Origin of the sequence: Rhodanobacter ginsengiterrae (assembly GCF_050026815.1) — a bacterium.
GTDB classification, from domain to species: Bacteria; Pseudomonadota; Gammaproteobacteria; order Xanthomonadales; family Rhodanobacteraceae; genus Rhodanobacter; species Rhodanobacter ginsengiterrae.
Genome location: NZ_JALBWO010000054.1, coordinates 76,243 through 93,706, shown reverse-complemented (window position 1 = coordinate 93,706; position 17,464 = coordinate 76,243). Strand labels below are relative to the sequence as shown.

Sequence of the window (17,464 nt, the reverse complement as noted above, 5' to 3'; positions counted from 1 at the left end):
AACAATTTAACCATCGGTATCCGGACTGGATGCCTACGGAGTTGCAGCAATGAGCAAAGAACTTTTGCTGGTCGTCGACGCGGTCGCCAATGAAAAGGGTGTGCCGGAAGAAGTGATTTTCGAGGCGATGGAAGCCGCGCTGGCTTCGGCCGCGAAAAAGCGCTATCCCGACGAAGAGCCCGACGTTCGCGTGTCGATCGATCACGACACTGGCGAGTACCAGACCTTCCGTCGCTGGGAAATCATTGCCGACGACGGCGAGATGGAGTCGCCCTCGTACCAGCTGCGCCTGATGGATGCGCTGGATGAGCGCGCCGACGCACAGGTCGGCGAATACATCGAGCAGCAGGTCGAGAATGCCGAGTTCGGTCGCATCGCCGCACAGGCCGCCAAGCAGGTGATCGTGCAGCGCGTGCGCGAAGCCGAGCGCCAGCAGGTGGTCGACGCATTCGCTGATCGCGTCGGCGAGCTGGTTACCGGCATCGTCAAGCGCGTCGAGCGCGGCAACATCTACCTCGACCTGGGCAGCAATGCCGAAGCTTTCATACCGCGCGACAAGACGATTCCCCGCGAGTCGGCCCGCGTCGGCGACCGCGTGCGCGGTTATCTGTATGAAGTGAAGTCCGAAGCACGCGGCCCGCAGCTGTTTGTGTCGCGCGCCGCACCTGAATTCATGATCGAACTGTTCAAGCTGGAAGTGCCGGAAGTCGGCCAGGGCCTGGTCGAGATCAAGGGCTGCGCTCGCGATCCGGGTGACCGCGCCAAGATCGCCGTGCTGGCCCACGACAGTCGCACCGATCCGATCGGCGCCTGCATCGGCATGCGCGGTTCGCGCGTGCAGGCGGTGTCGAATGACCTCAACGGCGAGCGCGTCGACATCATCCTGTGGCACGAGAACCAGGCGCAGTTCGTCATCAATGCGATGGCGCCGGCGGAAGTGCAGTCCATCATCATGGACGAGGAAAAGCACTCGATGGACATCGCGGTCGCCGAGGACAAGCTGTCCCAGGCGATCGGCCGGGGCGGCCAGAACGTGCGTCTGGCAAGCAAGCTGACCGGCTGGCAGCTCAACGTGATGACCCAGGACCAGGTCACCGCCAAGAGCGAGTCCGAGCAGGAGGCCGCGCGCCAGTTGTTCATGGACAAGCTTGAAGTGGACCAGGAAATCGCGGTCATCCTCGTGCAGGAAGGCTTTTCCAGCATCGAGGAAATCGCCTACGTGCCCAGCGCCGAATTGCTGGCCGTGGAAGGTTTCGACGAAGACATCGTCGAGGAGCTGCGTGCCCGCGCCCGCGATGCGCTGCTGACCGAGGCACTGGCGGCGGAGGAGGGCGTGGACGAACATCAGCCTTCCGCCGAGCTGCTGGCGCTCGACGGGATGGATGAGGCCACGGCTTACGCCCTGGCTTCCCGCGAGGTGACCACGGTGGACGACCTGGCCGATCTGGCGGTGGACGACCTGATCGATATCGAAGGCATGGACGAGGATCGCGCGGCAGCGCTGATCATGGCTGCACGAGCGCCGATGATCGCGCGATTGGAGAAAGGCGGCTAACCGCGGACGGCAACGCCCTGGATGGGTGTGCCGCGAAAGGCCAGACAGGCCTTTCACCACGGATGGAGGTGGCGGTAGCGATAATGCCGCACAGATGATAAGCGCGGGAACGGCGGAGCAAAGAACACGATGTCGGACGTCACGATCAAACAACTCGCCCAGGTACTGGGCATGCCGGTCGACAAGCTGCTGACGCAGCTTGGCGAAGCGGGCATGAAATTCTCCGACCAGGAGCAGGTCATCAGCAGCACCGAGAAGGTGAAGCTGCTTGGCTTCCTGCGCCGCACGCACGGCAAGAGCGAGGCTGCGGCCGAGGTCGACGACAGTGCGCCCAGACAGATCACCCTGAGGCGACGCACCGTCGGCGAACTGAAAGTCGCCACGCCGGGTGGACGCGGTGCGGCAGCGACGGCCAAGACGGTCAACGTCGAAGTCCGCGCCAAGCGCACCTACGTCAAGCGCAGCGTGATTGCCGAGGAAGCCAGCGCCGAGCCCGAGCGCGAAGATGCCGTGCGCAAACTGCAGGAATCGCAGCAGCAGCGCGAGCAGGAAGAGCTCGAGCGCAGCGAGGCCGAGCAGCGTCGCCAGGCTGAAGCGCAGCAGCGCGCCGCGGACGAACAACGTCGCAAGGCCGAGCAGGACCAGCGCGAGGCGGCAGCCGTCGCGGCCGTGGTCGACGAGCCTGCCGCAGCCGAGAAGATCGAAGTGGCAGCCGAATCTGAAGCCGCCGTTGAGGCGCCTGCGGCTGCCGTGGACGATCCCTCCGCCGTGCAGCGCATGGACCAGCGTGAGCTGGGCATGATCCTGCCGCGCATCCATGAGCCACGCAAACGCGAAAAGCTGGTCAAGCCGGTGGCTGCTCCGGCTCCCGCTCCCGCACCCGCTGCAACGCCGGTTCGCCCGGCGGCAACGACTGCAACGGCGACCACCACCGCAGCAGCTGGCGGCGACGCCGCTCGCGGCAAGCCCAAGCATTCGCGCGAGCGCGCCGAAACGCCGGGCAACAAGGAAGATCGCGAGGCCGGCAAGCGCTTTGCCGGTGGCCAGATGCACCTGAGTGAAGCCGATCGTGCCCGTCGCTCGTCCTCCAGCGGCAAGCGTGGCAAGCCCGGTCGCAGCAATGGTCGCGACACCATGCGTGGTGGTTCGGCTGCGCCGAGCGGCCCGCACGGCTTCTCCCGCCCGACCGCGCCGGTGGTGCGTGAAGTGGTGGTGGGCGAGGCCAACGTCGTCGCCGAACTGGCGCAGAAGATGGCGGTCAAGGGTTCGGAGGTGGTCAAGGCGCTGTTCAAGATGGGTGTCATGGCAACCATCAACCAGACCATTGACCACGATACCGCCGTACTGGTGGTCGAGGAACTCGGTCATGTGCCGGTGGCGGACAGCCAGAACAATGCCGAGGAAACCCTGGCAGCACATACCCAGAACATCGAGCTGGAGGGCGACAAGGTCACCCGTCCGCCGGTGGTGACGATCATGGGTCACGTCGATCACGGCAAGACCTCGTTGCTGGACTACATCCGTCGCACCAAGGTGGCCTCTGGCGAAGCCGGCGGCATCACCCAGCACATCGGCGCGTATCACGTGGAAACCTCGAAGGGCGTGATCACCTTCCTGGACACCCCCGGCCATGCCGCGTTCACCTCGATGCGCGCCCGCGGTGCGCAGTCGACCGATATCGTGATCCTGGTGGTGGCGGCCGACGATGGCGTGATGCCGCAGACGGTGGAAGCGGTGAAGCATGCACGCGCCGCCAAGGTGCCGCTGATCGTCGCCGTCAACAAGATGGACAAGGACGGCGCCAACCCGGACAACGTCAAGCAAGGTCTGGTGCAGTACGAAGTGGTACCGGAAGACTGGGGCGGCGACGTCCAGTTCATCCCGGTATCGGCCAAGACCGGCATGGGTGTCGAGGATCTGCTCGATGCGATCTCGGTGCAGGCCGAAGTGATGGAATTGAAGGCGGTGGCCGATGGTCGCGCCTCCGGCGTGGTGATCGAATCCAGCCTGGATCGCGGTCGCGGCCCGGTCGCCACGGTGCTGGTGCAGCAAGGTACGTTGAAGAAGGGCGACTTCATCGTCTGCGGTATCGAATACGGCCGCATGCGCGCGCTGATCGATGAGACCGGCAAGCAGGTCACCGAAGCGGGTCCGTCGATTCCGGTGCAGGTGCTCGGCTTGTCCGGCGTGCCGGAAACCGGCGACGACTTCGTCTGCGTCGAGGACGAGCGTCTGGCCCGCGAAGTGGCGCAGGAGCGTGAGCTCAAGCGTCGCGAAACGCGCATGGTCAGCAAGAGCAACCGGCTTGAGGACATCATCGCCAAGATGGGCCAGGGCGTGGAGCAGCAGACGCTCAACATTCTGGTCAAGGGAGACGTGCAGGGCTCGGTCGAAGCGCTGCGTGAATCGCTGACCCAGATCGGCAACGAACGGGTCCGCGTCAACGTGGTGGCCTCGGGCGTCGGCGGCATCACCGAATCCGACGCCACCCTGGCAGCGGCCTCGAAAGCGCTGGTGATCGGCTTCAACGTGCGTGCCGACGCCTCGGCACGCAAGGTGATCGAAACCAGCGGCCTGGACGTGCGCTACTTCTCGATCATCTATGACGTGATCGATCAGGTGACCCAGGCGGCCACCGGCCTGCTCGGCATGGAAGTGCGCGAGGACATCATCGGCCTGGCCGAGGTGCGCGACGTCTTCCGCAGTTCCAAGTTCGGCGCCGTGGCTGGTTGCATGGTTACCGAGGGCTACGTCAAGCGCAGCAAGCCGATCCGCGTATTGCGCGATAACGTGGTGGTGTTCGAGGGCGAGCTGGAATCGCTGCGCCGCTTCAAGGAACTGGTCGACGAAGTGCGCAACGGCATGGAATGCGGTATCGCCGTGAAGCAGTACAACGACGTCAAGCCGGGCGACCAGATCGAGTGCTTCGAACGCACCGAAGTGGCACGCACGCTTTAAAGCAGAAACAAGTGTGCAGGAGTGAGAAATGACTGGGCGCAGATGCTCTCTCTCGTTTCTCACTCCTCTCCACTCACTACTCAGGTTTTCCCCATGCCCTCCCGCGACTTCAAACGAACCGACCGCATCGGCGCCGAGCTGCGTCGTGAGCTCGGCTTGCTGGTGCACGCCGCCGTGCGTGATCACGGCTTGCCGTCGGTCAGCGTGTCGGACGTGGAGATCACCCGCGACCTGGACTGGGCCACGGTGTGGGTTACCGCGCTGATGCCCGACCAGGGCTTGCCGGCGGTCAAGGCGCTGAACGAGATCAGCCACGAAATCCGCCACGCGCTGGCGCACAGCGGCATGCGCATGCGCCGGGTGCCTGAACTGAAGTTCAAGTACGACGATTCGGTCGACAAGGGCGAGCGGATCGAATCGCTGCTGCGCGAGCAGGCGCGCAACATCGCCCCGCCGGACGGCGAACAGCAGGATTGAACGGGTGTCCGGGGCATTGCTGAATCGATGAGTCGCCAGTCGCGTATCCAGTTCCGTGATCTGCACGGCATCGTCTTGCTCGACAAGCCGCCGGGCCTGAGTTCCAACCAGGCACTGCAGGCGGTGCGCCGCTTGCTGCGTGCGTCCAAGGGTGGGCATACCGGCGCGCTGGATCCGTTGGCGACCGGCTTGTTGCCGCTGTGTTTCGGCGAGGCGACCAAGCTGGCCGGCAGCCTGCTTGGTGCGCGCAAGGCCTATCTGGCCGAGTGCCGACTGGGCATCACCACCGACACCGCCGACAGTGAAGGCGAGATCGTTCGGCAGCGGCCGGTGCCCTCGTTCGACGGGGCAACGATCGAAGCTGCGCTGGACAAGCTTCGTGGCCGCATTCTGCAAGTGCCGCCGGTGTATTCGGCGCTGAAGCAGGATGGCGAACGGCTTTATGCCAAGGCACGCCGGGGTGAAATCGTTGACGTGCCGGCGCGAGAGGTGGAAGTGCATCGCCTTGAGCTTCTGGGGCACGACGGCGACAGGTTGCGGCTGCTGGTGGAGTGCGGGTCGGGCACCTATATCCGTTCGCTGGCAGTCGACCTGGGCGAGGATCTGGGCTGCGGCGCCCACGTGACTGCATTGCGGCGGATCTGGGTCGAGCCATTTCGTGAGCCGCAAATGGTGACCGTGGAGCAGCTTGAACAGGCGGCGGAGCAGGGCGACGAGGCCTTGCTGGCCTGGTTGCGGCCGGTATCGGCCGGACTCGCCGATCTGCCGGTGTTGCGCCTGGATGAAGCGCAAAGCATGGCCATTTCGCGCGGCCAGCAGATCAGTCTGCCCGGCTTGCAGGAAGCAGGTCGCTGCGCCGTCTACGCCAGCGATGGCGCCTTGCTGGCGCTGCTGGAGCCGGATGCGGAGGGACGGGCCCGCATCATCCGCGGCTTCAACCTCCCGCCGGACTGACCGATTTGCCTCGAAACGGCCTCGCACACTTGTTGTAACAGCACTCCGGTCAGTAGAATAGACAAGTTATTTCAACGCTTTCATTCAACTAGGCGAAGCTTGCGCTTGCGTCATCAACGATGATGCAAGCGCAAGCTTCGCATCGCCTTCTCAAGGAAACGTACTTCATGTCTCTCACCGCAGAACAGACCGGCAAGATCATCGCTGATTTCGGCCGCGTGCCGAACGACACCGGTTCGACCGAAGTCCAGGTCGCGCTCCTGTCCGCCCGCATCGACCACCTCACCGGCCACTTCAAGGAACACAAGCAGGATCATCACTCCCGCCGTGGCCTGCTGAAGCTGGTCAACCAGCGCAAGCGCCTGCTCAGCTATTTGAAGGATCGCGATCTGGCGCGCTATCAGGCCCTGATCGAACGCCTTGGTCTGCGCCGCTGATCCGCGTGCGGAATTAGTTTGTGCGTTCCTCCGTGAACGCTGAGATCAAAAAGCGGCCATCCTTGGCCGCACTCTCAAATAGAACTCAGGAATTCCAACGTGGCAAAAGTAACCAAGTCATTCCAGTACGGTAATCACGAAGTCACACTGGAGACGGGCGAAATTGCCCGCCAGGCATCCGGTGCGGTCATGGCCAGCATGGGCGGCACCGTGGTGCTGGTCACCGCGGTGGCTGCGACCAAGCAGAAGGAAGGCCAGGATTTCTTCCCGCTCACCGTCGACTACGTCGAGAAGTTCTATTCCGCCGGCCGCATTCCCGGCGGCTTCTTCAAGCGCGAAGGCCGCCCGACCGAGAAGGAGACGCTGACCTCGCGCCTGATCGATCGCCCGGTGCGCCCGCTGTTTCCGGAAGACTTCAAGAACGAAGTGCAGGTGATCGCCCAGGTCGTCTCGCTCAACCCGGAAATCGACGGCGACATCGTCGCGCTGCTCGGCGCCTCCGCGGCACTGAGCCTGGCCGGGATTCCGTTCAAGGGCCCGATTGGTGCCGCGCGCGTCGGTTACGCCAACGGCCAGTACCTGCTGAACCCGACGGCCACCGAGCTGAAGACCTCCGAGCTGGACCTGGTCGTCGCCGGTACCGCCGGCGCCGTGCTGATGGTCGAATCCGAAGCGCAGCTGCTGTCCGAGGACGTGATGCTCGGTGCGGTGATGTTCGGCCACCAGCAGATGCAGACCGCCATCCGCGCCATCGCCGAACTGGCCACCGAGGCTGGCAAGCCGTCGTGGGACTGGCAGGCACCGGCACGCAACGAGTCGCTGGTCGCCGCCGTCAAGGGCGCGGTCGGTGACAAGCTGGCTGCCGCGTTCCAGGTGCGTGACAAGCTGGAGCGTCGCGACGCGATCTCCGCGATCAAGTCCGATGTGCTTTCCGGGCTGAAGGCGCAGGCCGAAGAGAACGGCTGGTCCAACGCCGCGATGGCCAAGGAATTCGAGGAGCTCGAATACCACACCATGCGCGACAGCGTGCTGAAGACCAAGGTGCGCATCGATGGCCGTCAATTGGACGACGTGCGCGCGATCACCGCCCGTGTCGGTGTGCTGCCGCGTACCCATGGCTCGGCGCTGTTCACCCGCGGTGAAACGCAGGCCTTGGTGGTGATCACGCTGGGTACCACCCGCGACGCTCAGATCATCGACGCGCCCGGTGGCGAGTCGAAGGATCCGTTCCTGTTCCACTACAACTTCCCGCCGTTCTCGGTGGGTGAGGCCGGTCGTTTCGGTGCGCCGAAGCGTCGCGAGATTGGCCACGGCCGTCTTGCCAAGCGTGGCGTGCAGGCAGTCAAGCCGAGCATCGAGGAGTTTCCGTACGTGGTGCGCGTGGTCTCGGAAATCACCGAGTCCAACGGTTCCTCGTCGATGGCTTCGGTGTGCGGTTCCTCGCTGGCGATGATGGATGCCGGCGTGCCGCTGAAGGCGCCGGTGGCTGGCATCGCCATGGGCCTGGTCAAGGAAGGCAACGACTTCGTCGTGCTGTCCGACATCCTGGGCGACGAGGATCACCTCGGCGACATGGACTTCAAGGTGGCCGGCAGTGCCGAAGGCATCTCCGCGCTGCAGATGGACATCAAGATCGACGGCATCACCGAAGAGATCATGAAGGTCGCGCTGGCCCAGGCCAAGCAGGGTCGCCTGCATATCCTCGGCGAGATGAGCAAGGCGCTCACCACCGCCCGTACCGAGATGAGCGAGTTCGCTCCGCGCCTGATCACCATCAAGATCCACCCGGACAAGATCCGCGAAGTGATCGGCAAGGGTGGCGCCACGATTCGTTCGATCACCGAAGAAACCGGCACCACGATCGACATCAGCGACGACGGCACCATCATCGTCGGCTCGGTCAATCGCGAGGCGGGCGAGGCGGCGAAGAAGCGCATCGAGCAGATCACCTCTGACGTCGAACCGGGCCGCATCTACGAGGGCAAGGTCGCCAAGCTGATGGACTTCGGTGCATTCGTCACGATCATGCCGGGCAAGGATGGTCTGGTGCACGTGTCGCAGATCTCCGACGAGCGCGTCGAGAAGGTCTCCGACAAGCTCAAGGAAGGCGACATCGTCAAGGTCAAGGTGCTGGAAGTCGACAAGCAGGGCCGCATCCGCCTGTCGATGAAGGCGGTGACCGAGGAAGAACGCGCTGACGGCTGAGTTCGCCTCGCGGCAGCAGCAATGCAACAAGGCCCGGCTCATGCCGGGCCTTGTTCGTTGTGAGCTGACGATTTTGTGTCGCATGCTTTTGCTAGGATGGATGAACCTTGCACGAGGATGTACCGATGGCTGACCCGGCGAACGATTTCATGAGGGATTATCAGGCGCTGGCACAGCAATCCTGGGACGCCTGGACGCGGCAATTCCAGCAGCAGCCCGCGGCCAACCCGTTTGCGCCACCACCGGCCCAGGGCGTTGGCCATGACACGCTGGAACGCACGCTGGCGGGCCTCAAGGGTTATTTCGACTGGATGCAGGCCGCGGCCAGCGGTGGCGTCACCCAGCAGCCTTCCAGCAACTGGCAGCAGCAGTTGCAGCAGATGTTCGGTGGCTCCGCCCAACCTTTTACGCAGGCCTTCGGCGGCATCGACGGCGCGGGTGCGGAAAGCTTTGCCCGACAGTGGCAGTCATGGTCGCAGGCGGCTCAGCGCAGCGGCTTTGGCGACATGCCCGGCGCGCATGGCCCGATACCGGCATTTGGCCAGGATCGCGAGCAGCAGATGCAGCAGCAGGAGCTGGGCATCGCCTTGCTGGCCTCGATGCAGGCATCCGCGAAATATCAGGAGCTGATCCAGCGTGCCAACACGCAAGGCATGCAGCGCCTGCAGGAAAAGCTGGTCGAACATGCCGCGCCCGGCCGCCAGGTCGACTCGTTGAAAGGCCTGTACGACCTTTGGGTCGACGCCTCCGAGGAGGCCTACGCGGGCATCGCGCTGTCGGACGAGTTTCGCGAAGCCTATGGCGAAATGGTCAATACGCAGATGCGCGTGCGCCAGTTGCAGCAGCAGCAGACCGAGCAGATGTGCAAGCAACTGGGCGTGCCCACGCGCAGCGAGGTTTCGAGTCTGGGTGAGCGGTTGCAGGCGCTGCGTCGTGAATTCCGCGCCAGCCAGGCCGGTTCATCGGACGAACTGGCCGATGAAATCACCGCTTTGCGCCGTGATGTCGCAGCATTGAAGCGGCAACTGGCCAACGCGCCTGCGGCGAAGAAGGCCGCCCCGGCCAGATCCCCAGCCGTCGCGAAGAAACCCGCCGTCCCGAAGAAGCCTGCCATGGCGAAGAAGACGGCGGCAAAAGGCCTGCGCAAGCCCGCCGCTTCATCCCGATCCACGGCCAGCCCGCGCAAGCGCAAATAAGGAGCCGCCATGCAGACCCCGATGCAGATCGATCCGGCCAGGGCCCTCGCCGACATGGCGGTGTTCCAGCGCAAGCTGGCCGCCGGCATGACCAACCTGCGCGGCATGCGCGAGCCCGAGTACGCCAACACGCCGCGCGAGCTGGTTTACAGCGAGGACAAGCTCAAGGTCTGGCACTTCACCGGTCGCGGCAAGGCGACATCGAAAACGCCGCTGCTGATCGTCTACGCGCTGGTCAACACGGTGTGGATGACCGATCTGCAGGCCGACCGCTCGATGGTGCGCAACCTGCTGGAGCAGGGCGAAGATGTCTACCTGATCGATTGGGGCTACCCCGACGGCGCCGATCGCTGGCTGACCCTGGACGATTACATCAACGGTTATCTTGATCGTTGCGTCGATGCCGTGCGCGCGCGCCACGATCTGGATGCGATCAACCTGCTTGGCATCTGCCAGGGCGGCGCGTTCTCGCTGTGCTACACCGCGCTGCACCCGGACAAGGTGAAGAATCTGATCACCATGGTCACGCCGGTGGATTTCCACACACCGGACAACATGCTGTCGAGCTGGTGCCGCAACATGGACGTGGACTTGTTCGTCGACACCATGGGCAATATCCCCGCCGGGCTGATGAACTACGTCTACCTCACGCTGAAACCGGTGCGGCTGAACCAGCAGAAATACATTGGCATGGTCGACATCCTCGACAACCCGACCGAGCTGGAGAATTTCCTGCGCATGGAGCGCTGGATCTTCGATTCGCCCGATCAGGCGGGCGAGGCGTTTCGCCAGTTCATCAAGGATTTCTACCAGGGCAACAAGCTGGTCAAGGGCACGCTCGAGATCGGCGGCCGGGCGGTCGACCTGGGCATGATCACCCAGCCGGTGCTGAACATCTTTGCCGAGCAGGATCATCTGGTGCCGCCGGACGCCTCGCGTGCACTGGGCAAGCATGTCGGTACCACCGACTACACCCAGCTTGCGTTCAAGGGTGGTCACATCGGCATCTATGTCTCCGGTCGCGCGCAACGCGAAGTGCCACCGGCGATCCACCAATGGTTGCGTCAGCGCGGGTGAATCGCGTGATCGTGCGGCATGACCTGCCGTGCGCAGTCGCGCGCGGCAGGCGATAATGCGCGGATGAAAACGTCCAACGAAACCCACGACTCCATCCGTGCCGTGCAATGGCGAGGCGATCATCTGCGTCTGCTCGACCAGCGCTTGCTGCCTGCCGAAGAGTGCTGGATCGACTGTCGCGATGCCGGCCAGGTGACCCAGGCGATCCGTGATCTGGCTGTTCGCGGTGCACCGGCGATCGGCATTGCCGCGGCCTGGGGCGTGGCAATGGCGGCGCAGCAGGGTGTCGCGCTGGACCCGGTGCTGGCCCAGCTCGGTGCAGCTCGCCCGACCGCGGTGAATCTGATGTGGGCGCTGGAGCGAATGAAGCGGCGCATCGCCGCTGGCGCCGATGCCGATGCCCTCGTACGCGAGGCGCAGGCGATCCAGGACGAGGATCTGGCCGCCAATCGCCACATGGGCGAGCTTGGCTCGTCCTTGATCAGCCCGGGCTCGGGCGTACTGACTCATTGCAACACCGGGTCGCTGGCGACCGCCGGCTATGGCACCGCGCTGGGCGTGATTCGCGCCGGCGTGGCGGCAAACCGGATCAGCCGGGTCTACGCCGGTGAAACGCGTCCATGGCAGCAAGGAGCGCGACTGACCATGTGGGAGCTGGTGCGTGACGGCATTCCGGCCCAGCTGATCGCCGACTCCGCAGCCGCGCACCTGATGAAGTCCGGCGCGGTGCAATGGGTGATCGTCGGCGCCGACCGGATTGCCGCCAATGGCGACACCGCGAACAAGATCGGTACCTACCAGCTGGCGATCGCGGCGAAATACCACGGCGTGAAGTTCATGGTGGTGGCGCCGTCCTCGACGGTGGACATGGCCACCAGCACCGGCGAGGAAATCGAGATCGAGTTGCGTGATGCCGCCGAACTGTTGAGCACGGCGGGTCGGCGCACGGTGGTCGAGGGCGCACAGGCGTGGAACCCGGTCTTCGACGTGGCGCCGGCCGAACTGATCGATGCGATCGTGACCGAGCGCGGCGTGATCGAACGGCCCGACAGCATTTCGATGCAGGCGATGTTCGGCGGATAGGACGCATTGGCAGGCGCTGCGGCGTTGCTGCCGCCGTCACCGGTTCAGCGCGTAGTGCCATGATCAAAAACCGCTTCGACCCGGCCGGGTCGGAAGTTGCGCCGCGCACGCCGCTGTTCATTTTTTCAGCAGTTCGGGAGACGCTTCGCGCGAACTCCGAAGCTCTATCGTAAGTTGTTGATTGCAATAAGTTAAATCCTGTCGTTTTGTGGTCGCTCGTGCTACAATCGACAGGTTGATTTCGGGTCGCTTGCGCATGCGCTGGAGGCGCGGCGCCAGCGTCCTTTTTTTGTCATCAAGGAAGCCGATTCATGGCAGAACTCGCCAAAGAAATCATTCGCGTCAACATCGAAGACGAGATGCGCCAGAGCTACCTCGATTACGCCATGAGCGTGATCGTGGGGCGCGCGCTTCCGGATGTGCGCGACGGTCTGAAACCCGTGCATCGCCGCGTGCTGTTCGCGATGAACGAGCTGGGCAATGTGTGGAACAAGCCGTACAAGAAGTCGGCCCGCGTGGTCGGTGACGTGATCGGTAAATACCATCCGCACGGCGACCAGTCGGTTTATGACGCGATCGTGCGCATGGCGCAGCCGTTCTCGCTGCGCTACATGCTGGTCGACGGCCAGGGCAACTTCGGTTCGGTCGATGGCGACAATGCGGCAGCGATGCGTTACACCGAGGTGCGCATGTCGCGCCTCACCCACGAACTGCTCGCGGACATCGACAAGGACACCGTCGATTTCGGTTTCAACTACGACGAGAGCGAACGCGAGCCGCTGGTGCTGCCTTCGCGTGTGCCTACCCTGCTGGTGAACGGCTCGGCCGGTATCGCGGTGGGCATGGCCACCAACATTCCGCCGCACAACCTCAACGAGGTGATTGCCGCGACGATGGCGCTGATCGACGAGCCCACGCTGGGCATCGACGAGTTGATGCATTACATCCCGGGCCCGGACTTCCCGACCTACGGCATCATCAATGGTTCGTCCGGCATCATCGAGGCCTACCGCACCGGCCGCGGTCGCATCCTGGTCCGCGCCAAGGCCGAGGTCGAGACCGAACCGAACGGTCGCGAGACGATCATCGTCCACGAGCTGCCGTACCAGGTGAACAAGGCGCGGCTGATCGAGAAGATCGCCGAGCTGGTCAAGGAGAAGAAGCTCGAGGGCATCAGCGAGCTGCGCGACGAGTCCGACAAGGACGGCATGCGCGTGGTCATCGAGATCCGCCGCGACGCGATGGGCGACGTGGTGCTGAACAACCTGTTCCAGCAGACCCAGCTGCAGGTCACCTTCGGCATCAACATGGTGGCGCTGCTCGACGGCCAGCCGAAGCTGCTGAACCTCAAGGACATCCTCGAGGCGTTCATCCGGCATCGCCGCGAAGTGGTCACCCGCCGCACCATCTTCGAGTTGCGCAAGGCGCGCGCCCGCGCGCACATCCTCGAAGGCCTGACTGTCGCACTGGCCAACATCGACGAGATGATCGAGCTGATCAAGACTTCGGCGTCGCCGGCCGAGGCGCGTGAGCGCATGCTGGCGCGCAAGTGGCAGCCCGGCATGGTGGGCGCCTTGCTGTCCGCCGCCGGTGCCGATGCTTCGCGACCGGAAGACATGGATCCGCGCGAAGGCCTGAAGGCCGACGGCTATCAGTTGTCCGAAGTCCAGGCCCAGGAAATCCTGGCGATGCGCCTGCATCGCCTTACCGGCCTGGAGCAGGAAAAGCTTTCCGACGAGTACCGTCAGATCCTCGAAGCCATCCGCGCGCTGATCGAGATCCTGGAGAACCCGGCTCGCCTGCTCGAAGTGATCCGCGAGGAGCTGCTGGCGATCAAGGCCGAGTTCGGCGATGCGCGTCGTACCGAGATCCAGCATTCGCAGGAAGATCTCAACGTGCTGGACCTGATCGCGCCGGAAGACGTGGTGGTCACGCTGTCGCATACCGGTTACATCAAGCGCCAGCCGGCCAGCACCTACCGCGCGCAAAAGCGCGGTGGCAAGGGGCGTTCGGCGTCCGCGTTGAAGGACGAGGATTTCGTCGAGCAGCTGTGGGTGGTCAATACCCATGACACGTTGCTCACCTTCACCAGCACGGGTCGTGTCTATTGGCAGAAGGTCTACCAGATTCCCGAGTCCGGTCCCGGTGCGCGCGGCAAGCCGATCATCAACCTGCTGCCGCTGGGCGAGGGCGAGAAGGTGCAGGCGCTGTTGCCGATTCGCGAATATGCGGAAGATCGCTTCGTGTTCTTCGCCACCAAGCACGGCACGGTCAAGAAGACCCCGCTGAACGAATTCGCTTTCCAGCTGCAGAAGGGCAAGCAGGCAATCAAGCTGCATGACGACGATGCCCTGGTCAATGTCGAGCTGACCGACGGCAACAGCGACATCCTGTTGTTCGCCTCCAACGGCAAGGTCAATCGCTTCGACGAGAACACCGTGCGTTCGATGGGCCGCACGGCCGCCGGTGTGCGCGGCATGAAGCTGATCGGGGGCGCCGAAGTGGTGTCGCTGATCGTCGCGGCGGAAGGCGATATCCTCACCGCCACCGCGCGTGGTTACGGCAAGCGCACCGAGCTGGCCGAGTTCACCAAGAAGGGGCGTGGCACGCAGGGCGTGATCGGCATTCAGTGCTCCGAGCGCAATGGTGCCCTGGTGGCTGCGGTGCAAGTCACCGAGGCGCACGAGCTGATGCTGATTTCGGATCAGGGCACCCTGGTGCGTACCCGCGTGGCTGAAGTCTCCCAGCTCAGCCGCAATACCCAGGGCGTCACCCTGATCAAGTTGCCGGCCGACGAAACCCTGGTCAGCGTGATGCGGCTGGATGCGGAGGAGGACAACGGCGAGGATGTCGAAGTCGTCGGCGCTGATGCACCGGCCGGTGACACGGGTTCCGGCGAGGTCGATCCTGCGGCTGCCGACGAGTGATCCTGGTGCCAGTCTGAATCGAAAAACCCCGGCGATGCCGGGGTTTTTCGTTGCCGGATCCGGCATGCGTCAACTCAGCGGGTGACTGCCTCCAGCATCGCCTCGGCGCTGGAAACCCGAAACTCGCCCGGCGCCTCCACCTGCAGCAGACGCACCACGCCATCCTCCGCATACAGCGCAAACCGCCGGGTGCGCAGGCCCATGCCGAAGGCACTGCCGTCCAGCTCCAGCCCCAATGCCCGGGTGAAACTGCCGTTGCCGTCAGCCAGCATCAGCAGGCCGGCGGGCACTTGCTGCGAGGCGGCCCAGGCCTGCATGACGTAGCCGTCGTTGACAGCCAGGCAGATCACCTCGATACCCCGTTGCCGGAACTCGGCGAAATGCGCCGAATAGCCGGGCAGATGCTTGTTGGAGCAGGTGGGAGTGAAGGCGCCGGGTACGCCGAACAGCAGCACCTTGCGGCCTGCGAAGAGGGCCCGGGTCTGGGCCGGCTGGATGTCGCCGTCGATGCGCTGGACGGTGACGTCGGGAATCGTGTCGCCGGGTTGAATGCTCATGCGGACCTCGGGTGGGGAAGCGAGCCGCCATGCTAGAGCGGCGCTGCCGGCTTGTCGCCTTGAATCGCCGGCGACAGCACCTATTTTCTGTGTCAGGCGGTAATCGACCGCAAACGCATTCGAGGAGACACACAATGAACCTGAGTCGTCATGGCCTCTGGAACGCGGGCAATGGTCTGCCCGAGGAAATCCGTCAGGCGTTCGACCGCTTCCTGCAGCCGGAAGACGCGGACGCTTCCAACGTGGTCACCAGCCAGTGGGCGCCACGGGTCGACATTCGCGAGGACGAGCAGCGCTTCGTGATCCTGGCCGATATCCCGGGTGTCGATCCGGCACAGATCGAGGTGAGCATGGACAAGGGCATCCTCACCATCAAGGGCGAGCGCGAGGCCGCTGCACCCGAAACAAGCGGCAAGTTCACCCGGGTCGAACGCGCGCGCGGTGCCTTCCATCGCCGCTTCGCGTTGCCGGACAGCGCCGATGCCGATGGCATTACCGCGACGGGCAAGCTGGGTGTGCTGGAAATCGTGATACCGAAGAAGGCGCAGGCGACGCCGCGGCGCATTACCATCAACGCAAGCCACTGAGTTCGAGGTGGGCTGTCCCGCGGCGGAGTCGATCCGCCGCGGGTTTTGCGTGAGTCGGGGAGTGGTAAGTGGAATTCAAAGACTATTACGAGATCCTGGGTGTGAAGCCCGACGCCAGCGAGGCCGAGATCAAGACGGCGTATCGCAAGCTTGCGCGCAAATACCATCCGGACAAGAACAAGGAAGCCGGCGCCGAAGAGAAATTCAAGGCAGCGAATGAGGCCAACGAGGTGCTCAAGGATGCCGAGAAGCGCCGCTCCTACGACCAGTTGCGCGCAGGCGGCTATCGGCAGGGTGAGCAGTTCCGTCCGCCGCCGGGCTGGCAGGGTCAGCATGGTGGTGGCGACGATGGCGACTTCAGCGACTTCTTCGAGAGTCTGTTCGGTCGTGGTGCCGCTGCCGGCGGCCACCGCGGCCAGCCGCGTCCGCGTCGCGGCCAGGACGTGCAGGCCTCGGTGCAGATCGACCTGCAGACCGCGTTCGACGGTGGACGCACCCGGTTGGCGATGCACGATCCGGCCGGTGGTGAGCGCGTGCTGGAAGTGAAAATCCCTGCGGGCATCCAGCCGGGGCAGGTGATTCGTCTTTCCGGTCAGGGGCAACCCGGCATGGCCGGTGGGCCGAACGGCGACCTGCTGCTGGAAGTGGGCATCCGCGACGATGCGCGCTTCCGGCTGGATGGCCGCAACGTGACCAGCATCCTGCCGATCACGCCGTGGGAAGCCGCACTGGGCGCCACGCTGCCGGTGCCGACCCTGGCCGGCACCGTCGACCTGCGCATTCCCGCCGGTTCACAGTCCGGCCGCAAGCTGCGCCTGAAGGGGCGCGGCATGCCGGGGGCTCATCCGGGCGACCAACTGGTGGAGCTGTCGATCCGCACGCCGCCGGCCGCTACCGATGAGCAGCGGGCTGCGTACGAGGCGTTGCAGGCGGCTTTCAGCGAATTCAACCCGCGCTAGCCGAAGCCCGGAGTCTGCAAACGAAAACGGCGCCTTGCAGGCGCCGTTTTTGCGTTGCGTTGGATGTCCCAATCAGCCGGGCAGGAATTCCTGCAGCGCCTTGACCAGTTCTTCTTCCCGGATTGGCTTGGTCACGTAGGCCTTGGCGCCCTGACGCATGCCCCAGACCTTGTCGGTTTCCTGATCCTTGGTGGTGACCAGGATGATCGGGATGTGCGCTGTCTCGGCGTTCTTGCTGATCGTGCGGGTCGCCTGGAAACCGTTGAGGTTCGGCATGACCACGTCCATCAGGATCAGATCGGGCTTTTCGGCCTTGGCCACTTCCACGCCGGCGGCGCCGTCTTCGGCGGAAAGGGTTTCATGCCCGAGTTTTTCGACGATGCGCTTGATGCCAAGCAGCTGTGAAGGGGAGTCGTCGACGATCAGGATGCGTGCCATAAAAAAATAGTCCCCTGCGAGTTTCGTTGATTCTAAGCCGTGACGCTGGTAGTT

14 protein-coding genes are annotated in these 17,464 nt (G+C 64.1%); 12 read left to right on the top strand and 2 right to left on the bottom strand.

Features of this window, described 5'->3' with window-relative positions:
• Positions 1-49: 49 nt before the first annotated feature.
• The 10 genes from nusA (at position 50) to gyrA (ending at position 14,869) form a co-directional block, all read left to right on the top strand.
• Entirely contained in the window at positions 50-1,555 is a 1,506-nt protein-coding gene (gene nusA / locus ACQGNJ_RS10245; RefSeq protein ID WP_426689144.1) for a transcription termination factor NusA, read from the top strand.
• 129 nt (positions 1,556-1,684) lie between these two features.
• Positions 1,685-4,513 (top strand): translation initiation factor IF-2, encoded by a 2,829-nt coding sequence (gene infB / locus ACQGNJ_RS10240; protein WP_426689143.1) that lies wholly within the window; start codon positions 1,685-1,687, stop codon positions 4,511-4,513.
• 93 nt (positions 4,514-4,606) lie between these two features.
• Positions 4,607-4,990 (top strand): 30S ribosome-binding factor RbfA, encoded by a 384-nt coding sequence (gene rbfA / locus ACQGNJ_RS10235; RefSeq protein WP_426689142.1) that lies wholly within the window; start codon positions 4,607-4,609, stop codon positions 4,988-4,990.
• A gap of 27 nt (positions 4,991-5,017) precedes the next feature.
• On the top strand, positions 5,018-5,944 hold the full coding sequence (gene truB / locus ACQGNJ_RS10230) for a tRNA pseudouridine(55) synthase TruB (RefSeq protein WP_426689141.1): 927 nt from the start codon (positions 5,018-5,020) through the stop codon (positions 5,942-5,944).
• Positions 5,945-6,111: 167 nt separating this feature from the next.
• Positions 6,112-6,381: a 30S ribosomal protein S15 gene (gene rpsO, locus ACQGNJ_RS10225; RefSeq protein ID WP_426689140.1), complete on the top strand. Its 270-nt coding sequence runs from the start codon at positions 6,112-6,114 to the stop codon at positions 6,379-6,381.
• Positions 6,382-6,480: 99 nt separating this feature from the next.
• Entirely contained in the window at positions 6,481-8,586 is a 2,106-nt protein-coding gene (gene pnp / locus ACQGNJ_RS10220; protein WP_426689139.1) for a polyribonucleotide nucleotidyltransferase, read from the top strand.
• A 125-nt stretch (positions 8,587-8,711) separates the two neighbouring features.
• Positions 8,712-9,782, top strand: a complete 1,071-nt coding sequence (locus tag ACQGNJ_RS10215; RefSeq protein ID WP_426689138.1) for a poly(R)-hydroxyalkanoic acid synthase subunit PhaE — start codon at positions 8,712-8,714, stop codon at positions 9,780-9,782.
• 9 nt (positions 9,783-9,791) lie between these two features.
• Positions 9,792-10,859 carry a class III poly(R)-hydroxyalkanoic acid synthase subunit PhaC gene (locus tag ACQGNJ_RS10210; protein WP_426689137.1) on the top strand — a complete coding sequence of 356 codons (1,068 nt, stop codon included), beginning with the start codon at positions 9,792-9,794 and terminating at the stop codon, positions 10,857-10,859.
• Positions 10,860-10,922: 63 nt separating this feature from the next.
• Positions 10,923-11,942: an S-methyl-5-thioribose-1-phosphate isomerase gene (mtnA, locus tag ACQGNJ_RS10205; RefSeq protein WP_426689136.1), complete on the top strand. Its 1,020-nt coding sequence runs from the start codon at positions 10,923-10,925 to the stop codon at positions 11,940-11,942.
• A 311-nt stretch (positions 11,943-12,253) separates the two neighbouring features.
• Positions 12,254-14,869: a DNA gyrase subunit A gene (gene gyrA, locus ACQGNJ_RS10200; protein WP_426689135.1), complete on the top strand. Its 2,616-nt coding sequence runs from the start codon at positions 12,254-12,256 to the stop codon at positions 14,867-14,869.
• Between the two features lie 74 nt (positions 14,870-14,943).
• On the opposite strand, the gene ACQGNJ_RS10195 is transcribed toward gyrA, so the two are convergent.
• On the bottom strand, positions 14,944-15,426 hold the full coding sequence (locus ACQGNJ_RS10195) for a peroxiredoxin (protein WP_426689134.1): 483 nt from the start codon (positions 15,424-15,426) through the stop codon (positions 14,944-14,946).
• A gap of 134 nt (positions 15,427-15,560) precedes the next feature.
• Between ACQGNJ_RS10195 and ACQGNJ_RS10190 the strand changes: the two genes are divergently transcribed.
• Positions 15,561-16,013 carry an Hsp20/alpha crystallin family protein gene (locus ACQGNJ_RS10190; RefSeq protein WP_426689133.1) on the top strand — a complete coding sequence of 151 codons (453 nt, stop codon included), beginning with the start codon at positions 15,561-15,563 and terminating at the stop codon, positions 16,011-16,013.
• Positions 16,014-16,081: 68 nt separating this feature from the next.
• A complete protein-coding gene (locus ACQGNJ_RS10185) occupies positions 16,082-16,972 on the top strand; it encodes a DnaJ C-terminal domain-containing protein (RefSeq protein ID WP_426689132.1) in 891 nt (296 codons plus the stop codon).
• Between the two features lie 72 nt (positions 16,973-17,044).
• Here ACQGNJ_RS10185 and pilH read toward each other — a convergent pair whose 3' ends face one another.
• A complete protein-coding gene (pilH, locus tag ACQGNJ_RS10180; protein WP_426689131.1) occupies positions 17,045-17,410 on the bottom strand; it encodes a twitching motility response regulator PilH in 366 nt (121 codons plus the stop codon).
• Between the last annotated feature and the right edge of the window lie 54 nt (positions 17,411-17,464).